Consider the following 18,557-nt stretch of genomic DNA (forward strand, 5'->3'; position numbering starts at 1 on the left):
GATGCTCAGGAGGAATACGCCGCGAGAGCCACGGGGGGATTCATTTTTCTTTGCGGTGCCAGGATTTTGCAACCACTCGGCCATCCGGGAAACAGCCGTCCCCCAACGGCTCACGTGCCCGCGAGCTCGCGGCCGATCTCCCGGAGCGCCTCCATCAGCCGGTCCAGGTGCTCGTCGCCGGTGCGCGGGTTCATGAGAGTGACACGCAGCACCCGGCGTTCGTTGAGCACCGTCGTGGTGATCCATCCCCGGCCCGAGGCGTTCAGGCGCGCGCGGAGCTCGGCCTGGAACGCGTCGACCTCGTCGTCCGTCCACCCACGGACGGATTCCGGCAGGTGGCGGAAGCACAGGATGTTGCTTTCCACCGCGTGCATGGGCTCGAAGTCCGAGGCGGCGGCCAGCTTGTCCTGCAGGGAGCGCGCGGTGGCGGTGGTGCGCTCCAGCAGGCCGGCGAAGTGGCCGGTGCCGTAGTGGCGCAGCGCCACCCACAGCTTCAGCGCGTCGAAGCGCCGCGTGCACTGCAGCGTCATCCGTCCCGCGTCGCGGCAGCGGTCCTCGCCCGGGCGGGTGTGGAACAGGTAGGGCGCCTTCTGGCGGAACGCCGCTTCCAGGTGCCTGCCGTCGCGCACCAGCACGGCCCCGGTGGACATGGGCATCCACAGCATCTTGTGGGGGTCCCAGGCCACGGAGTCTGCCCGCTCGATGCCGTGCACCAGGTGGCGGAGCGTGTCTGACATCACGAACGAGGCGCCGTGCGCGCCGTCCACGTGCATCCACACGCCCGCGCGCTGGCAGACGTCGGCGATCTGGTCCAGCGGGTCGAAGAGGCCCATCGCCGTGGCGCCCGCCGTGGCGGAAACGGCGAAAGGGATCCGCCCCTCGCCGCGCAGCTCGTCGATCGCCCGTTCCAGCTCCGTGGGGCACATCTTGCCGTCGCGCTCGCCCACGCCGACGACGGAGTGGCTGCCCAGCCCCATCAGCCCGGCCGTACGCTCCACCGAGTAGTGCGAGTGCTCGGAGACGAGCAGCACGGCGCGCTCCGCGTCCGGCGTGCGGGCCACGCCGTCCGTCCAGCAGCCGGGAAAGCGCGCCTCGCGGGCGGCGAGCAGGCCGGTGAGGTTGGCCACGCTGCCGCCCGACACCAGCGTTCCCGCGGCGGAGGCGGGAAATCCGAGCGCGTCGGCCAGCCAGCACACCACGCGCTCTTCCACCAGCGTGCCCGTGGGCGACATCTCCCACACGGCGAGCGACTGGTTGAGAAGGCTCGCCAGCGTGTCGGCCAGCACGGCGTGGGGGAGCGGCGGGGCGATCTGGTGGCCCATGTACATGGGATGGGCGAAGTGGATGGCGTTGCCCACCACGTCGCGCCACACCTCGTCCCACACCTCGCCGGCCGGCCGACCCTCGCGCGGAAGCGGCTCGTCGAAGCGGCGCTCCAGCTCGGCGGGGGAAAGCGGGGTGGATACCGGGCGCGACTCGATGCCGGCCAGGTAGTCGGCCATGCGGTCGATCAGGTCGTGCCCGGTGGAGCGCAGGGCCTCGGCATCGGCCGCAAGCTGCGCGGCGGCATCGGTTTCGGTCGTGAACATCTGGATCATTCGCGGGTGAGCGGGCAATGTACCATCGCCGGGGCGCAAGCGGCACCCGGGGCGTGGTGCACGTCGCGAATTGCGGGGGCGGGTGACCCGTGGCCCGATGGGGCTTCACCTGCATGCCCGCCACACCTGCCGACGCGCGATTGTCATCCCGACGGAGCGGCCACGGCGGACCTGGCCCCTACACCGTAGACGGCAGCGACTGAGGGATCCGCCACACAATGATCGAAGCGCTCGCGAGCCCCAGATTTCACCCAGGCACCTCGAGCGGGTGAACCCGCCGCTCGGAAAGCGGAAAGCCCCGACGAGGACCGCTGTCGCGTCCCACTCGGGGCTTCACCTGCACGCGCTCCGCAACTGCCGAAGCGCGATCGAATTCTCCCGGTAGGGTCGCTACGGACCCGCCCGCCCCGGAACCGGCACGGGCCGCCAGCGCCCCGCCCCGCGCGACCTGCTGCCGATCGCCAGACCCAGCATCACTCCCATTGTCCCACCGGCAGCGGCGCCTCCTGCCCTGGGGCAGTTCGCGTGCGGCGACCCGGATGCCGCGTGGCACACCGCATATCCCGCCACGGCTCCGGCAACCATCCACCGCAGCACGCTGGCGGTCATGGACGCGGGCCCGCGCACCTCCAGCCGATCGATGTCTCGCAGCGTTACCGTCCGCACCCCGCCCGGACCCCATGGCGCCAGCAGCATCGACGCCGAATCGATCTCGATGACGGTGCCAGCGATCAGGGTGTCAGCCAGGGAGGGCGCCAGGATGCGCACGCGTGTGCCGGGCGCGACCGATGTCTGTGCGTCCAGCGCGCCGGGTTCAGCGAGCAAAGCGGCGCAGATCAGAAGGGCGGCGCGGACCCGCCGGATGCGCGTGAGCAGCATGGGATCTCGCTGGTAAATGGTTGCGGACACCCCCTGACGGGAAGGCTAACACACCGTGCGGTGTTGCCGCGCCTTTTCAGTCGCCGGGGCCGAGGGCGTGCCGCATCATCCGAACAGGTCCAGTTCCGTCGGCTCGCCCTTTTTCCCCCGCTTTGCCTTCGCGGGAAGCTCCGGCTCCGCCTCGGGTGCGGCGGGGGAAGCCTCGGCCGCTTTCTTTACGCGGCGCGGTTTGGGGGCGCTCACTTCGGCCGCTTGCGGCGCGGGTGCGGGCTCCGGCGCCGGGGTAGCTGCGGGTTCCGGTGCGGACGCGCGCGCGGGCTTTCTCGTACGCTTCGCCACGGGCGCCGGCGCCGGCGTCGGCGCGGGTGCCGGTTCGGGCGCGGGCTCCGGCGCACGAGGCTCTTCGACGGCGGCCGGGGCTGCGGCGGCGGGCTCGCCGCGCGGTCCACGGGCGCGGCGAGGGCGCCGGGGCTCGATAATCGGATCTTCGATGATCATCTCGTCGGCGGCCATTGCGGGCTCGCCACCGTCCACGAACAGCTCGGCTTCGCTCACAGCTTCCACTTCGTCGGCCGGGGCGCTCACCGTGTCCGCGAGACCCACATCCGCAGATCGCCCGTCCTGCGTCGAGGGTGCGCCATCGTCGGATGACGCGCTGTCTTCCGCCAGCGACGGATCCACCCGCGGATCGTCGTTCTCCGATGCAGCGGCGTCAGCGAGGTCCGCGGCGACGGATGGATCGGCGTCATCGAGCGCAACGATGGCGGGCGAACCTGAGCCATCGTCAGACGGACCTGAGCCGCCATTGGACGGATCGCCGCCCTTCGTGTCGGGATCGGGCGGAACGTCGTCCCCGGCGTCCGGCGGGGTGGCGGTGTCGCGCTCCGCCAGGGGCGTCACCAGGACGATCCGCTCCGACTTGGCCAGCTCCAGCACCGGCTCCGGCGGGGCCTCGCGGGGCAGGGCGGGGATGCCGTCGCGGCGGATGCGCCGGCCCTCGCCCGAGGCCAGCAGGGCATTCAGGTCTCCCTGCAGCGCCAGCACCGCCACCAGCTCACCGAACTCCTTGCCGGTGGGAGACAGCACGGAGCCCTTGCCGTCGCGCTTCTGCAGCGGAAGGTCGTCCGCCAGGAAGCGCTTCCCTTGGCCGCGCGCGGTCACCGCGCACAGCTCGGCATCCGGCTTCACGGCCACCATGGATGCCAGCGTCTCGCGCGCGTCCAGCTTCATCCCGCGCACGCCCTGCGTGGCGCGGCCCACCAGCGGCACGTCGGCCTCGGCGAAGCGGATGGCGCGGCCGCCGGAGCCGGCAAGCACCACCTGCATCTCCCCGTCCGTCACCGCCACGAACTTCAGCCGGTCGCCCTGGCGCAGGGTGATGGCCTCCACCCCGCCCGCGCGGATGCGGCCGAACTGGTCCAGCGACGTGCGCTTGACCGTACCGCCCGCCGTGGCGAACAGCGCCGCGCGCTCGGACGAGAAATCCTTCACCCGCTGGACCGAGGCGATCTCCACGCCCTTGCCCAGCTCCAGCAGCTGGTGAAGCCGCTTGCCGCGCGCGCGCAGCTCGGGATCGGGAAGGTCGCGCACGTCCAGCGCGTACGCCCGCCCGTCGGTGGAAAAGACGAGAAGCGTGTCCTCGGTGCTGGCGACCAGCACCCGCTCCAGGTAGTCGGACTCGTACTCGGAGCCGATCAGCGCCCGCCCGGTTCCCGCCGCGCGCTGGTACACGGGCATGGGAATCTGCTTGACGAAGCCCTCGCGGGTGACGGTGACCACCACCTCTTCGGCGGCCAGCATGTCCTGCAGCGTGACCGTCTTTTCGCTTTCGAAGATGGTCGTGCGCCGCGCGTCGCCGTAGGTGACAGCCATCTCCTCCAGCTCGGCGCGGATGACGGCGATCTGCTGCTCGGGGCTGGCCAGCAGCGCCTCCAGCTCGCGGATGCGCGTCGCCAGCTCGGCCAGCCGCTCGCGCAGCTCGCGCGACTCCAGCTGCGTCAGGCGGGAAAGGCGCATGTTCAGGATGGCCTCGGACTGCCGCTCGCTGAGCTTCAGCGCCGCCTCCAGCTTTCGCGCCGCCGTTTCGCGGTTGCGCGAGCCCCGGATGATGGCGATCACCTCGTCGATCCGCTTCAGCGCGGCGATCAGCCCTTCCAGCACGTGCGCCTCGTCGCGCGCCTTGTCCAGCTCCCACCGCGAGCGCCGAACGACCACCTGCACGCGGTGGTCGCGAAAGCGCTCCAGCATCTCCTTGAGGGTGAACTCGCGCGGCACGCCCTTGTCCAGCGCCAGGGCGATCACGCCGAAGGTGGTCTGCAGCGCCGTCCACTTGTACAGCCCCGCCAGGATCTTCGCCCCGTCGGCGCCGCGCTTGAGCTCGATGACGATGCGGATGCCGTCGCGGTCGGACTCGTCGCGAAGGTCGCTGATGTCGGCCAGCTTGCCGCCGCGCGCCAGCTCGGCGATCTGCTCCAGGATGCGCGACTTGTTGGTGCCGTAGGGGATCTCAGTGACGACCAGCTGCTCCTTGCCGCTGCGGCGGGACTCCTTGTACACCCGCGCCCGCATCACCACGCGGCCGCGCCCCTTGGCGTACGCGTCGCGGATGCCCTGCGTGCCCACGATCAGGGCGCCGGTGGGAAAGTCCGGCCCGGGCAGGTGGCGCATCAGGTCGTCGACGTCGCACTCGGGATTGTCCAGCAGGTGCACCGCCGCGCGCACCACCTCGCCGATGTTGTGGGGCGGGATGTTGGTGCTCATTCCCACGGCGATGCCGCTGGAGCCGTTCACCAGCAGGTTGGGAACGCGCGAGGGGAGCACCCGCGGCTCGGTGAGGCGGTCGTCGTAGTTGGGGGCGAAATCGACGGTGTCGCGGTCGATGTCGGCCAGCAGCTCGCCGGCGATGGGGGAAAGGCGCGCCTCGGTGTAGCGGTAGGCCGCCGCCGCGTCGCCGTCGATCGACCCGAAGTTGCCCTGCCCGTCGATGAGCGGATAGCGCAGGGAAAAGTCCTGCACCATCCGCACGAGGGCGTCGTAGACGGAGGCGTCGCCGTGCGGATGGTACTTGCCCAGCACGTCGCCCACCACGGTCGCTGCCTTCTTGTACGGACGGGTGGGGGTGAGCCCCGCCTCGTGCATGGCGTACAGGATGCGGCGGTGCACCGGCTTCAGGCCGTCGCGCACGTCGGGAAGCGCGCGCTGCACAATGACGCTCATCGAGTAGTCGATGAACGACTCGCGCATCTCCTGCTCGATCAGCCGCGGGACTACGCGGTCGCGCTGTGTGGGGGTGAGGATCGCCATGGGCCGGTTGAGCCGCCGCGGGGGGCGGATGTCTTCGCGAGGGTCGGGACGCCGAAAGTGCGTGTCCGCGGCGGAAAGCGCCAGCCGCGCGGTTCAGGTGCGATGTGGCTGGCGGATACACCGAGCGGGGAGATTAGTTCGGAGTTTGTTCGGGTGACGGGTGGATGTGGGCGTGGCGGATCGGCGGGGCGCTCAGAAGGGATGAGCGTGTCGATCAGGTTTGGCGCATGCCTCGGGTGGGCCCCTCCCCCGGCCCCTCCCCGCATGCTGCGCATGCGGAGAGGGGAGAATTCGATTGCGCGTCGGCAGGTGCGTGGCTGCACCCTCTCACCACTCCTGAGTCGCGCACGATGTCATCCCGATGGAGCGGCCAGGACGGACCGGCCGATACGCCGTACTCCGCAGCGACTGAGGGATCCGCCACACACTCCGCCCGATGTGCCGCGGCCCGCATTCACCCGAGCCGATGCAGTTCGGCGGTTTGAGCGTCCGTTCGCGACCACAGGAAGAGATTGGGGTCGGGTGAGGCCTCCGCACGGGAGTTCGGGAGCGCGGTGTGTGGCGGATCCCTCAGTCGCTGCCGTTTTCGATGTGTGGGCTGGGTTCGCGGGGGCCGCTCCATCGGGATGACAGATGCGCTTCGGCAGGCCCTGCGCACTGGACCGTGCATGCAGTCCGCGAAGGCGGACTTCGGGCCGTGGTTGCCGCGAATTCATTCGCCCCAGCAGGGCCGAGGCCTCGGCGTCGATGACCGCTGCCGCGGCCTGGCTCTTCTCCCGGGTTGCCGTGCGGCGCCCTCTCGCCGTAACCTGTCCCCCTCGCGACCACCTCACCCGGGAGCCACACATGGAACAAGACTGGCGCCAGAACCTGGTCACCACCAGCGACGGCATTGCGCAGCTCCTACGCGACACCAAGCGCATCGCCGTGCTCGGCATCAAGACCGAGGCGCAGGCCGGCCAGCCCGCCTTCTACGTTCCCGAGTACCTGCACAACGCCGGGCTCGACGTGGTCCCCGTTCCCGTCTACTACCCCGACGCCACCCGCATCCTGGGCAAGCCCGTGTACCGCCGCGTGGCCGACGTGCCCGGCCCCGTGGACTTGGTGAACGTCTTCCGCCGGTCGGAAGACGTAGCACCGCACGTGGACGACATCCTCGCTGCCAAGCCGAAGGCCGTATGGATGCAGAGCGGCATCCGCCACGAGCAGGCGGCGCAGCGCTTCGCCGAGGCCGGCATCAAGGTGGTCCAGGACCGCTGCCTGATGGTGGAGCACCGCCGCGTCGCGCGCTGACGGGAGCGGCCGTTTTGCAAGTGGCTCCGCCGCAACGACATGCGCCAGTGTAGGGAAAACGACTACACGGCGTAGTCACCGGCCCGATATTGCCGGAGTGCGGGGTGGGTGTTATATGGGGTGGCTCGACAGAGCGGCCGGGCGCGGGCAGGGTCCGGAGGCAGGTGAAAAGCCGCGTGCAGGCGGGCGCATGACCGGGCGCCCGGGTGTACGCGGCCCAATGGTATTCTCCGTTCAGGCAGACGAATGACAAAGGTCCTTCGCATCGCGGCGATGGCGCTGCTCTCCATGGCGGCCGCGGCCTCGTGCCGCGACTACTCGCCGCCGGATGCGCCCAAGCAGCCCATCGCGTTCTACCACAACGTGCACGCGGGCGACAACAAGATCCCGTGCATGTACTGCCACTACACCGCCGACCGCTCGGTGGACGCGGGCATCCCCAGCGTGCAGCTGTGCGTAGGCTGCCACGTTCCGGCCAGCTCGGCGCCCACCTCGCTGCGCGGCCAGGCCCAGCTGGCGTTCCCCAAGGTCAAGGGCAACGACAGCACCTGGTACAACGAGGGGCAGAAGCTGGTGGACTACTGGCGCCGCGGCGAAGGGATTCCCTGGGTGCGCATCCACAAGATCCCCGAGCACGCCAAGTTCCCGCACTACTCGCACGTGAACGCCGGGCTGCAGTGCCAGACGTGCCACGGCAAGGTCGAGGAGATGAAGGAAGTCTTCCAGGCCTCGTCGCTGCGCATGGGCTGGTGCATCGACTGCCACCGGGGCGAAACGCCGCTGTCGGCGGCGGAAGAGGCGTCGGTGAAGGCCCGCTCGTCCTTCGTCCGCAAGGTCAACGCGATGCGGGAGTCGGGCGGCGACGTGCGCGGGCTGACGGCCACCTATCCCAACCAGCGCGCGTCCACGGACTGCGTGGTCTGCCACTACTGAGCGCCGGAATGCGAGAAGGATTGCTGAGGAGACGGCATGTCTGACGGAATGAAGAGACGCACCTTCCTGAAGGTGCTCGGCGCATCGGGAGCGGCGACGGCCACGGTGGGGTGCTCCACCGGCGAGGTCGAAAAGCTGATCCCGTACGTGGTGCCCCCCGAGGAGATCGTTCCCGGCGTGCCCACCTGGTACACCAGCACCTGCCGTGAATGCCCGGCCGGGTGCGGCGTGCACGTGGAAACGCACGAGGGGCGGGTCACCAAGCTCGAGGGCAACCCCGACCACCCCATCAGCCACGGCAACCTGTGCCCGCGCGGCCAGGCCGCGCCGCAGGGGCTCTATCATCCGGACCGCTTCCGCGGCCCGCAGATCATGGAGTTCGGCGAGGGCCAGCCGCGCGGCACCACCTGGGCGCAGGCCGAGCGCTCCGTGGCCGAGGCCATCCGCCGCGCCCCCCGGGGCAGCGTGGTGTACCTGACGCCCGGCTACCGCGGGACCATGGACCGCCTGGCGACCGACTTCGCCGCCGCCATCGGCGCGCGGCGGGTGGACTGGGCCCCGCTGGAAGACACCCCGCGCGGGCTGAGCTTCGCCGACGCTGACCTGCTGGTGTCGTTTGGCGCCGACTTCCTGGAAACCTGGGGGTCGCCCGTCGACTACGCCTTCCAGTTCGCCCAGCAGCACGGCTACCGCGACGGCCGCCGCGGCCGCTTCGTGTGGGTGGGCCCACACCGCCCGCTCACCGGCATCAACGCCGACCTGTGGATCGAGACCCGCCCCGGCACCGAGGCCCTGGTGGCCCAGGCGCTGGCGGGAGGCGCCAACCTGGCCCAGGTAGCGCAGCAGATCGGCCCGGAGAACGGCGGCGCCGAGACAGCCCAGCGCCGCGCCACGGCGCTGCAGACGCTGGCCACGTGGTGGGGCGAGGCCGGCCGCAAGGTGGCCTTCGGCCCCGGCTACGCGGTGCGCGGCCCCAACGGCGAGGCGCTGCGCCAAGCGGTAGACCGGCTGAACGGCGGCGGCGCGTCCACGCCCGCCGCGGCCGACGCCCGGCCCATCCTGCAGCTGATCCAGCAGATGAACGCCGGCCAGGTGCAGGTGATCCTGATCGACGGCAACGACCCGGCGTACACCCTGCCCGGCGGGCTCAAGTTCGCCGAGGCGCTGAAGAAGGTGCCCACGCGCGTCAGCTTCAGCCCGTTCCCGGACGAGACGTCGGCGTCGGCCACGCACTTCCTGCCCCAGAGCCATTTCCTGGAGCGCTGGGACGACTACACGCCCGAACCGGGGGTGTTCGAGCTGGTGCAGCCCGCCATGCGGCCCATCTTCAACACCCGCGCGGTCGGCGACATCCTGCTGAACATCTCCCGCGTGCTGGGCGTCACGCCCACCGCGGGCTTCGCCGGCCAGACCTGGCTGGACTACCTGCGCGCCGCCTGGGCGGGCCGCACGACCACGCAGGCGGCCTGGGAAGCGGCGCTCAAGCGCGGCGGCGTGTTCGCCGGCGGCGGCGACGCCTCGCAGGCGCTCGGCTTCACCGCCCAGCCCGCGGCCGGCGCGACCGCGGCAGCCGCCGCTCCGGTCCCGGTCGCCGCGGCGGCGCCCGCGCCCGCGCAGCCCGCCCCGGTGCAGGCCACGCCCGCGCCGGCCGCGGTCGCCTTCCAGGCCCCGCGCTACGAGGGGCCGGCCGACGGGCTTCACCTGGTGGTGTACCCGTCCATCCGCTTCTACGACGGCCGCACGGCCAACCGGCCCTGGCTGCTGGAGCTCCCGGACCCGGTCACCAAGGTGAGCTGGGAGTCGTGGGCCGAGCTGCACCCCGACACCGCCAAGCGGCTGGGGCTGGCCCAGGGCGACGAGGTAGACATCACCTCGCCGCACGGCACCATCACCACCCGCATTTACGTGTACCCCGGCGTCGTCCGCGACACCGTGGCCGTGCAGATGGGGCTGGGCCACAAGGGGTTCGGCCAGTACACCGAGGGCGTGGGTGCCAACCCCATGAAGCTGCTGGGCGCCAGCGTCGACCCGGCAACCGGCGCGCTGCTCTCCGCCGGGATGAAGGTGAGCCTGCGCGCCACGGGGCGCGGCAACGTCACCCGGCTGTTCCCGCGCGGCCTGGTGGAGCAGGGCGTGCGCGTGCAGCACGACCGCGCCATCTCGCAGGCGGTGGGGCTCACCCAGCTCGTGCAGATGGACCAGCAGGGGCCGGGGCACATCCCGGGCTCGGAAAAGAAGATCTTCCAGCTGAAGGGCGCCGGCGGCTTCGTTCCGGAAGAAACGACCACCGACCCGGCGGCCTATCCCCCGGCGGGCACGGAGTACGGCGAGTACATCGAGAACGAGACGCGCTGGGCCATGGTGGTAGACCTGGCCCGGTGCATCGGCTGCTCGGCGTGCGTGGTGGCCTGCTTCGCCGAGAACAACATCCCCATGGTGGGGCCCACGGAGATCCGGAAGGGGCGCGACCTTCACTGGCTGCGCATCGAGCGGTACTTCGGCACCAGCCGCCACGAGGAAGAGGCGTACCGCGACGACGCGACGGACGACGTGCGGTTCCTGCCCATGCTCTGCCAGCACTGCGGCCAGGCGCCCTGCGAGCCGGTGTGCCCGGTGTACGCGGCGTACCACACGCCCGACGGGCTGAACGGGCAGGTGTACAACCGCTGCGTGGGCACGCGCTACTGCGCCAACAACTGTCCGTGGAAGGTGCGCGTCTTCAACTGGTTCACCTACCAGTTCGCCGAGCCGCTGAACTGGCAGCTTAACCCGGACGTGACGGTGCGCGAAAAGGGCGTCATGGAAAAGTGCACCTTCTGCGTGCAGCGCATCCACGAGGCCGAGCGCACCGCCAGCTCCGAGGGGCGCGCCATGCGCGACGGCGAGGTGGTGCCGGCGTGCGTGCAGACCTGCCCCACGGAGGTGTACGTCTTCGGCAACATCGCCGATCCGAACAGCGCGGTGGCCAAGGCGGCCACCACCAACCGCGGCTACCGCGCGCTGGGCGAGCTGAACACGCACCCGGCCATCGTATACCTGCAGAAGGTGACCCTCCACACGCCGGTGAACGGCGGCCACTCGGCGCCGCCGGTGGCGCACGGCTCCACGGAGGGAGCGCCGCAGGAAGGCCACGAACCGGCCCAGCAGGGAGGCCACTGAAATGCAGACGGTGACGCGCTCCGTATTCCACCCGCACGTCGAGTCGTACGAGCAGGTAAACCGTGACTCCATGCGGCTGCTCACGAAGCCCGGCAAGGGCTACGTGGCGCTGCTGGCCATGGCGGTGTCGCTGGTGGGCCTGCTGGTGTTCGCCGAGCTTCACAACATCATCTACGGCCTGGGGATGGTGGGTGAGAACTGGGCCGTTCTCATCACCACCTTCGTGTTCTGGGTGGGCATCGGCCACGCGGGAACGCTGATCTCGGCCATCCTGTACCTGTTCCGGGCGCCCTGGCGGCAGGCCGTCTACCGCTTCGCCGAGGCGATGACGGTGTTCGCGGTGCTCACGGCGGCGCTGTTCCCGCTCCTGCACATCGGGCGGCCCTGGTTCTTCTACTGGCTGCTGCCGCTCCCCAGCCAGCGCGGCATCTGGCCGAACTTCCGGTCGCCGCTGCTCTGGGACGTGTTCGCGGTGACCACGTACCTCACGGTCAGCTCGGTGTTCTTCTACATCGGCCTGATCCCCGACATCGCGGCTGCGCGCGACGCCACGACCGACCCCATGCGCAAGCGCATCTACGGCGTGCTGGCGCTGGGATGGCGGGGGACGGACCGCGAGTGGCGCCACTTCACCCGGGCGTACCTGTTCCTGGCCGCGCTGGCCACGCCGCTGGTGCTTTCGGTGCACTCGGTGGTGTCGTGGGACTTCGCCGTGTCCATCGTGCCGGGGTGGCACACCACCATCTTCGCCCCGTACTTCGTGGCGGGCGCCATCCTTTCGGGTGTGGCCATGGTGGTGACGCTGATGGTGCCGGTGCACCGCATCTTCCGGCTGGGGGCGTACTTTACCCCGCTGCACTACGACCGCCTGGCCAAGCTGCTGCTGCTGACCTCCTGCATCGTGGGCTACGCCTACGCCATGGAGTACTTCATGGCGTACTACAGCGGCGAACTGTACGAGCGCGACGTGTTCTGGGACCGCGTGACGGGCGACTACTGGTGGGCGGGGTGGTCCATGATCACCTTCAACGCCATCCTGCCGCAGCTGCTGTGGATCAAGAAGATCCGGCAGAACCTGAACGCGTTCTTCATCATCACGATCTTCGTGAACATCGGGATGTGGTACGAGCGGTTCGTGATCATCGCGCCGTCGCTCTCCCACAGCTACGAGCCGTGGAAGTTCTGGAACATCCACATGACGTGGGTGGACGCGAGCCTGCTGCTGGGCAGCTTCGGCTGGTTCTTCATGTGGTTCCTGCTGTTCCTGCGCTTCCTGCCGGGGCTGTCGATCGCCGAGATCAAGGAGGTGCTGCCGCCGCCCATGCGTCACGCGGGGGCTCACCACCAGGCGCACGACGAGCACGAGATGACCACCGAGACGCTGCCCACCGGCTACCGGGAGCGGGAGGTTCGATGAGCAAGCTTACCACGGGTGTCCTGGGCGTGTTTCCGCACCTGGACACGACCACCGACGCCATCCGGCGCCTGCGCGCCGAGGGCTTCGAGCTGACGGTGTATTCGCCCACGCCGCGCCACGAGGTAGAAGAGGCGCTGGGCACCAAGGAAAGCCCGGTGCGCATCTTCACCCTGATGGGCGCCTTCACGGGAACGGCGGCCGGCACGGCGCTGGCCACCTGGGCCTCCATCGACTGGCCGCTGATCGTGGGCGGCAAGAGCATCGTGTCGCTGCCGGCGTTCAGCGTCATCATGTTCGAGCTCACCATCCTGCTGGGCGCGCTCAGCACGGTGGCGGGCCTGTTCATCCTGGGGCGCCTGCCGCACCTGGGGCCGGCCGAGGCGCCCATGTACCACCCGTCGTTCACGGCGGGCAACTTCGGCGTGTTCGCCCACGCTCCCCGCGACCGGTACAGCGACGTGCAGCGGATCATGAACGAGAGCGGTTCGGAGGAGGTGCTCGTTGACCACCGCTAAGCTCAGGCGCGGCGCGCACGCGGCCGGCCTGGCTGCGCTCGTGGCGGCGCTTCCCGCCTGCACCGACTGGGCGGGGCACGACCTGGACATGGCCGCGGGCAAGGTCCCCGCCTTTTCCACCATGCGCGACGACGTGGTTCCGGACCCGTACGAGATGGTGCGCGAGCCGGTGCCGGGCACCGTGCCCACGGTGCACCCGCTGGGCGACGTGCCCGGACGCTACTCGCAGACGCAGTTGGATTCCATCGCCCCGCTGCTGCGCAACCCGCTGCCGCGCAACCCGCAGGTGCTGGCGCGCGGCAAGGCCATGTACGAGCAGCACTGCACCGCCTGCCACGGCGCGCTGGGTGACGGCAAGGGGCCGGTGATCGGGGCCGACAAGTTCCCGTTCGCCCCCGCGCTGAACGCCGGGCCCACGCAGGGCCGCAGCGACGGCTACCTCTACGCCGTGATCGACGTGGGCCGCGGCCTGATGCCTCCGTACGGGGCCCGCGTGACGCACCTGGACCGCTGGGCGATCGTGTCGTACGTGCGCCAGCTGCAGGGCAGCCTGGAAACGCAGGCCCCGCCGCCCAACGTGTCGGGCGTGGGCGCGGCCGTCGATACGGCGCAGCCCACCGAGCCGGCGCCCTCGGCGGGCACGCAGCCGGCGTCGCCGCAGATGGCGGCACCCAGCACTCAAGAAGCCCCCTGACGAGCCGACGAGATGTCTTCGCATAGCGATTATCCGTCCCACATTCCGCTGCGCACGGCGGCGGCCCCCGGCACGGCCCTGATCCTGGGGCTGGTGCTGGCGGTGATCGGGGCAGCGGCGTTCTTCCTGTCGCCGGACGAGCGGGCGTGGAGCGCCTTCCACTTCAACTGGATGTTCTGGTCGTCGGTGGCCATGGGCATGGTGATGTTCGCCGTGGCGCTGCACCTGACCAACGCGCGCTGGGCCTGGTCCATCAAGCGGGTTCCGCTGGGTGGCATCGCCTTTCTGCCCGTGTCGTTCGTGCTGTTCATTCCCATGATGCTGGGGGGGAAGAACGTCTACTTCCACCACTGGCTGCCGCACGGCGGGCACGACCCGGTGGCGGCGGACCCCATCCTTCACGAGAAGGCGGCCTGGCTGAGCTTTCCGGGGATGATGATCCGCGACGTGGTCGCCCTGCTGGTGCTGTACGGGCTGGCGTTCGCCTTCGCGCGCCACCAGCTGCGTGCGGATGTGCACGGCATCGACCGGGCGGGCCGCCGCAGCTTCGCCTTCGGCTGGCTGAAGGGCCGCCCCGGGGCGTCGATCGAACAGATCGCCGAGGAGTCGCAGAACCGCGGGCTCTTCATCGGCGTGATCCTGGCGCTGGCGTTCGCCGTCTTCTGGGGGCTGATCGCCATCGACGTGGGCATGACCACGCTGCCGCACTTCTTCAGCACCATGTTCCCGGTGGCGTTCTTCATCAGCGCCTTCCACTCGGCGCTGGCGATGACGGCGCTGCTGGTGGTGCTGTACCGGAAGCCGCTGCGGCTGCAGGAGTACGTGACCGAGCGCCAGTTCCACGACTTGGGCAAGCTGGTGTTCGCGTTCTCGGTGTTCTGGATGTACATCAACTGGTCGCAGTACGTGGTGATCTGGTACGGCCTGCTTCCGCAGGAGCAGAACTACTTCGTGCTGAAGTTCCACCGGCCGTTCGCGCCGCTGGTGCTGGCGGCGGTGATGATGATCTTCGTGCTGCCGTTCTTCGGGCTGCTGGCGCGCTCGGTGAAGAAGGTGCCGGGGATCCTGGCCGGCTTCGCGGTGATCATTCTGCTGGGCCACTGGCTGGAGCGCTTCCTGATCGCGACGCCCAACTACTGGATGGCCGAGGAGTGGGGCACCATCGGGATCGGCCTGCCGGAGATCGGCGTGGCGCTCGGCTTCCTGGGGCTGTTCACCATCTGCTACACGTGGTACGCGGCTACCTTCCCGGCGCTTCCGTCGCCGGTGTCGCTGGCGGCGCAGGGGTCGCAGACGGTGGAGGTGGCTGGCAACCCCAAGATCGCGACGATCTGATCGGCTTCGCTGGTTGAAGGACCGAATCCCGCGGCTCGCATTGGTGAGCCGTGGGATTCTGTCATCCAGAGGCCCAGGCGCGGGACACTCGCCCGCAGCACGGACCACGCGGGCCGAAGGATCTAGCCTGAGGCACGTACAAGACTGGGCGCGGCAGCGGTTACGGTAGCCGAGGCCTCGGCTGCCGTGGGGCCCTCACCCGTCCTCGCTTAGGCTCGTCCACCCTCTCCCACAAACAGCGTGGGAGAGGGGGTACACACCAGGGCGGTGTGGCGTTTCGACAAGGGTCGGCGCATGCCTCGGCTGCCCCCCATGCCCAACCCTTCCCCCGCAAACAGCGCGGGGGAAGGGAGCCAGTCGAGTGCGCGAGGCCAGCCAGCGCGCAAACGCATTCTCCTCTCCCCCATGGGGTTTATGGGGGAGAGGCCGGGAGAGGGGGGCGGCCGCGGCATGCGCCAGTGTCGGCCGAAGCGCGTTTCAGGTCTCCCCCTCCCCTGCGAAGCGGGGGACGGGGGCCGGGGGGAGGGGGCTGTTTGGGCATGCACCGGCAGCCTTGGATCCGTCCCGCCGATCGTCAGCCGTGCGCGGGGCGGGGAAGGAGCCCGTCGATGATCGCCGCACCTCGTTCGGCGGCGCCGAGGTTTTGCTGGACGTACGCGCGCGCCGCCTGTCCCGCGCGGGTGCGGGCCTGTTCGTCTTCGATCAGGGGGCGCAGGGCGGCGGCCACCGTGTCGTCGCGCAGTGCCTGGGCTCCTCCGGCCATGATCAGCTCCGCTGCCTCTCGCGCGTTGGAGTGCCGCGGTCCGAAGAGAACCGGCGCGCCGAACGCGGCCGGCTCCAGCACCGAGTGCAGCCCCGCCGTCCCCCATCCTCCACCCACGTAGGCAACGTCGGCCAGCGCGTACAGGTCGCCCAGCACACCCACGCGGTCCACCAGCACGGTTTCTCCCGCAGCGGCTCCGGCTTCGTTCTCGGACAGGAGCCGGACGGAGGCGAAGCCGTGCTGACCCAGGAGATCGCGGGTGCGTGCCAGGTGCGCGGGCGTCGGCTCGTGCGGGACCAGAACCAGGCGCACGTTCCGGCCGGATCGGCGGATCGCCGCCGCCGCGGGGAGCAGTCTCTCCTCGTCCGCCGGCCAGGTGGAGCCCGCGACCAGCGTCACTCCGTCGAATCCGCGGAACGGGCGGAGCAGCGCCGAGTCCCGGTCCGCCGCCTGCGCGCGCGCCCACACCTGGTCGAAGCGCGCGTCGCCCATCACCCTCCGCCGCTCCGCGGGCACTCCTAGAAGGCCGAAACGGTCCGCGTCCGCTTGGGCGATGGCGGCGACCACGTCCAGCCGCGCGTACGCCGGGGCGAGCAGCGCCCGCGCGGGGCCACGCAGCCGGCTGGAGGTTTCCGGCAGTGTGCCGCTGAGCATCGCCAGACGAACGCCTCGCGCCTTCGCCTCACGGGTGAGGACGGGCCAGACATCCGTCTTGGAAAAGGCGAGTACGTCGGGCCGGAGCGCGTCCAGCGAGCTGACGACGTAGCGGCGCAGGTCCAGCGGCAGGTAGTCGGCGATGTCGGCGTCGACGGAGAGGGCGAACTGCTCGGCGGAGGCGGAAAAGAAGGTGTATGCCACCTGCGCGTCGGGGCGCAGCACACGGAACCGCTCGATGACGGCCCGTGCCTGCAACCCCTCCCCCACGCTGGGCGCGTGGAACCACGCGAGCGGGCGCGCCGGGTCGCGGTGCTCGCGGGCCCACGCCTGCATGCGCTCCAGCACGCCCGCGCGCCCCCGGATGCTGCGCGCCAGCTTGCCGCTCCCGCGCCCCGCGAGCGGAAGCAGGGGACGCGCGGCGTGGAGCGCAAGCGTGTAGAGGGATTCGGCGATCGGCATGCGCGTAAGCTACGCGCCTCGGTGGGCGTGGGGAACTGGACGGATGCGAAAGCGGGGGCGCCCATGCCGGCCGCCCCCGCTCGTCATCCCGCGATCCGCCTTAGAGCGACGGCGGGCGCAGGGTGGTGCCGGTTCCGCCGGTGCCGTGGCCCAAGCCATCGGCCGGCGCCGAATCCTCGCTGCCGCCGAGGTAGCCCAGGCCGGCGTCGCTCGTTCTGCTGCCACCGCCGGCCAACCCGACACTCCCGCCGGCTGCTCCCGCGGTCGCGCCACCCGCGCGCGGGGACGTATACTCGATTCCCTCGCGGTACGGCATGCCGCCCGCGAAGTCGCCCGCGCTCTCGTAGTCGTCGTCCTCGGGGTAGTAGCGGTCCTCGATGGTGGCGTCATCGTCAGGCGTCATGTCCACCACCTCCACGTACTCGACCGCGTGCTCCTCGTTGCGCTGGTTCAGGAACCAGGCGACACCCGCCACGGCGAGACCGCCCAGCAGCAGCCGCCCGACGGGGAGGCCGCCGCGCTCCTGGCGGTGCTCGGCCGGGTGCGGCGGCGCCACGGTGGCGCGCTCGGCGAACAGCTCCAGCATGGCGCGGTTGAACTGCGGCAGGTCGTGAGGCCCGCGGCTGGATACCCAGTTGCGGTCACGGACGACGGGCAGGTCGCTCCAGGCGCCGCCCGCGTTGCGCACGTCGTCGCGGATGCCCGGCCACGACGTCAGGTTGCGGCGCACCATCAGGCCGGCGGAGATCAGCAGCCACGGCGCATGGCAGATCATGGCGATGGGCTTGCCCGCCCGGTCGGCGGCGCGGATGAAGTCCAGCGCGCGCTCGTCCTGCCGAAGGGTGTCGGGGTTGGCAAGGCCGCCGGGGAGGAGGACCGCGTCGTAGTCCTGGGCGTCGGCGGTCTTCAGCGTGCGGTCCACCGACACCTTCCTGCCGGGATACATGTGGTTCATCCCGCGGATGCGGCCGCGGTGCACCGACACGATCTCCACCTCGGCGCCGTGCGCCTCCAGGGCCTCAACCGGGCTGGTGAGCTCTACCTGCTCGAAGCCGTCGGCGGCGAGCACCGCCACCCGCAGGCCGGTCAGATCTACGTGATTCATTGGCACTCTCCTCGGTTCAGGGCCAGTTGGAGCCGTGTACCGGTGCAAGACGTGGACCTTGTGCGAGGCTTGTAGACGTGGGGGGCGATAGGTGATGGCGCACGCCGCGGCTGGCCCCCCCCCCGGCCCCTCCCCCGGCAAACTGCGCCGGGAGAGGGGAGAACTTCGCGCCGGATAGGGCTGGGTCTCGCTCATCCGCGGCAGTCCCCTTTCCCGGCCTCTCTCCCGCAAACAGCGCGGGAGAGAGGAGAACTTCGATCGCGGTTCGACAGGGTGCGTCGCATGCCGCGAGAGCCCCCTCCCCCCGACCCCCATCCCCCGCTTCGCAGGGGAGGGGGAGACCTGAATCGCGCTCCGGCCGGCGTCGCGCACTCGGCTACGCGTGCAGTCCGCGCAGGCGGACTTTGTGACGTTCCAGCCGCGGTTTCAACCGCCCGGACCGAGTCG

Annotated in this window: 12 protein-coding genes; 7 read left to right on the forward strand and 5 right to left on the reverse strand. The window is 70.5% G+C overall.

All coding sequences use genetic code 11. From position 1 onward, the window contains the following. Positions 1-110: 110 nt before the first annotated feature. The 3 genes from VF632_RS13195 to gyrA all read right to left on the reverse strand — a co-directional run bounded on the left by VF632_RS13195 (position 111) and on the right by gyrA (position 5,780). Positions 111-1,589, reverse strand: coding sequence for an aspartate aminotransferase family protein (locus tag VF632_RS13195; RefSeq protein WP_331023368.1), 1,479 nt, complete (start codon positions 1,587-1,589; stop codon positions 111-113). Between the two features lie 399 nt (positions 1,590-1,988). After that, positions 1,989-2,477, reverse strand: a complete 489-nt coding sequence (locus VF632_RS13200; protein WP_331023369.1) for a hypothetical protein — start codon at positions 2,475-2,477, stop codon at positions 1,989-1,991. A 105-nt stretch (positions 2,478-2,582) separates the two neighbouring features. Continuing rightward, complete coding sequence (gene gyrA / locus VF632_RS13205) at positions 2,583-5,780, reverse strand: DNA gyrase subunit A (RefSeq protein ID WP_331023370.1); 3,198 nt, start codon at positions 5,778-5,780, stop codon at positions 2,583-2,585. A gap of 846 nt (positions 5,781-6,626) precedes the next feature. Here gyrA and VF632_RS13210 point away from each other — a divergent pair. The 7 genes from VF632_RS13210 to VF632_RS13240 all read left to right on the forward strand — a co-directional run bounded on the left by VF632_RS13210 (position 6,627) and on the right by VF632_RS13240 (position 15,126). After that, positions 6,627-7,073: a CoA-binding protein gene (locus VF632_RS13210; protein ID WP_331023371.1), complete on the forward strand. Its 447-nt coding sequence runs from the start codon at positions 6,627-6,629 to the stop codon at positions 7,071-7,073. Between the two features lie 246 nt (positions 7,074-7,319). Beyond that, positions 7,320-8,006, forward strand: a complete 687-nt coding sequence (locus tag VF632_RS13215; protein WP_331023372.1) for a cytochrome c3 family protein — start codon at positions 7,320-7,322, stop codon at positions 8,004-8,006. 48 nt (positions 8,007-8,054) lie between these two features. Beyond that, a complete protein-coding gene (locus VF632_RS13220; RefSeq protein ID WP_331023373.1) occupies positions 8,055-11,165 on the forward strand; it encodes a molybdopterin dinucleotide binding domain-containing protein in 3,111 nt (1,036 codons plus the stop codon). A 1-nt stretch (position 11,166) separates the two neighbouring features. Continuing rightward, a complete protein-coding gene (gene nrfD, locus VF632_RS13225; protein WP_331023374.1) occupies positions 11,167-12,582 on the forward strand; it encodes an NrfD/PsrC family molybdoenzyme membrane anchor subunit in 1,416 nt (471 codons plus the stop codon). Then, complete coding sequence (locus tag VF632_RS13230) at positions 12,579-13,097, forward strand: DUF3341 domain-containing protein (RefSeq protein ID WP_331023375.1); 519 nt, start codon at positions 12,579-12,581, stop codon at positions 13,095-13,097. Before nrfD ends, VF632_RS13230 begins: the two co-directional genes overlap by 4 nt. Then, on the forward strand, positions 13,084-13,791 hold the full coding sequence (locus VF632_RS13235; RefSeq protein ID WP_331023376.1) for a cytochrome c: 708 nt from the start codon (positions 13,084-13,086) through the stop codon (positions 13,789-13,791). Before VF632_RS13230 ends, VF632_RS13235 begins: the two co-directional genes overlap by 14 nt. Before the next feature lie 12 nt (positions 13,792-13,803). Further along, a complete protein-coding gene (locus VF632_RS13240; protein ID WP_331023377.1) occupies positions 13,804-15,126 on the forward strand; it encodes a hypothetical protein in 1,323 nt (440 codons plus the stop codon). Positions 15,127-15,700: 574 nt separating this feature from the next. On the opposite strand, the gene VF632_RS13245 is transcribed toward VF632_RS13240, so the two are convergent. Next, the gene (locus VF632_RS13245) at positions 15,701-17,005 is read right to left on the reverse strand and encodes a 3-deoxy-D-manno-octulosonic acid transferase (RefSeq protein WP_331023378.1); all 1,305 of its coding nucleotides are present in this window, start codon (positions 17,003-17,005) and stop codon (positions 15,701-15,703) included. A gap of 100 nt (positions 17,006-17,105) precedes the next feature. After that, a complete protein-coding gene (locus VF632_RS28240) occupies positions 17,106-18,110 on the reverse strand; it encodes a type 1 glutamine amidotransferase domain-containing protein (protein ID WP_331023379.1) in 1,005 nt (334 codons plus the stop codon). Positions 18,111-18,557 lie beyond the last annotated feature (447 nt).

The organism is Longimicrobium sp. (assembly GCF_036388275.1).
In the GTDB taxonomy this organism is placed as follows: Bacteria; Gemmatimonadota; Gemmatimonadetes; order Longimicrobiales; family Longimicrobiaceae; genus Longimicrobium.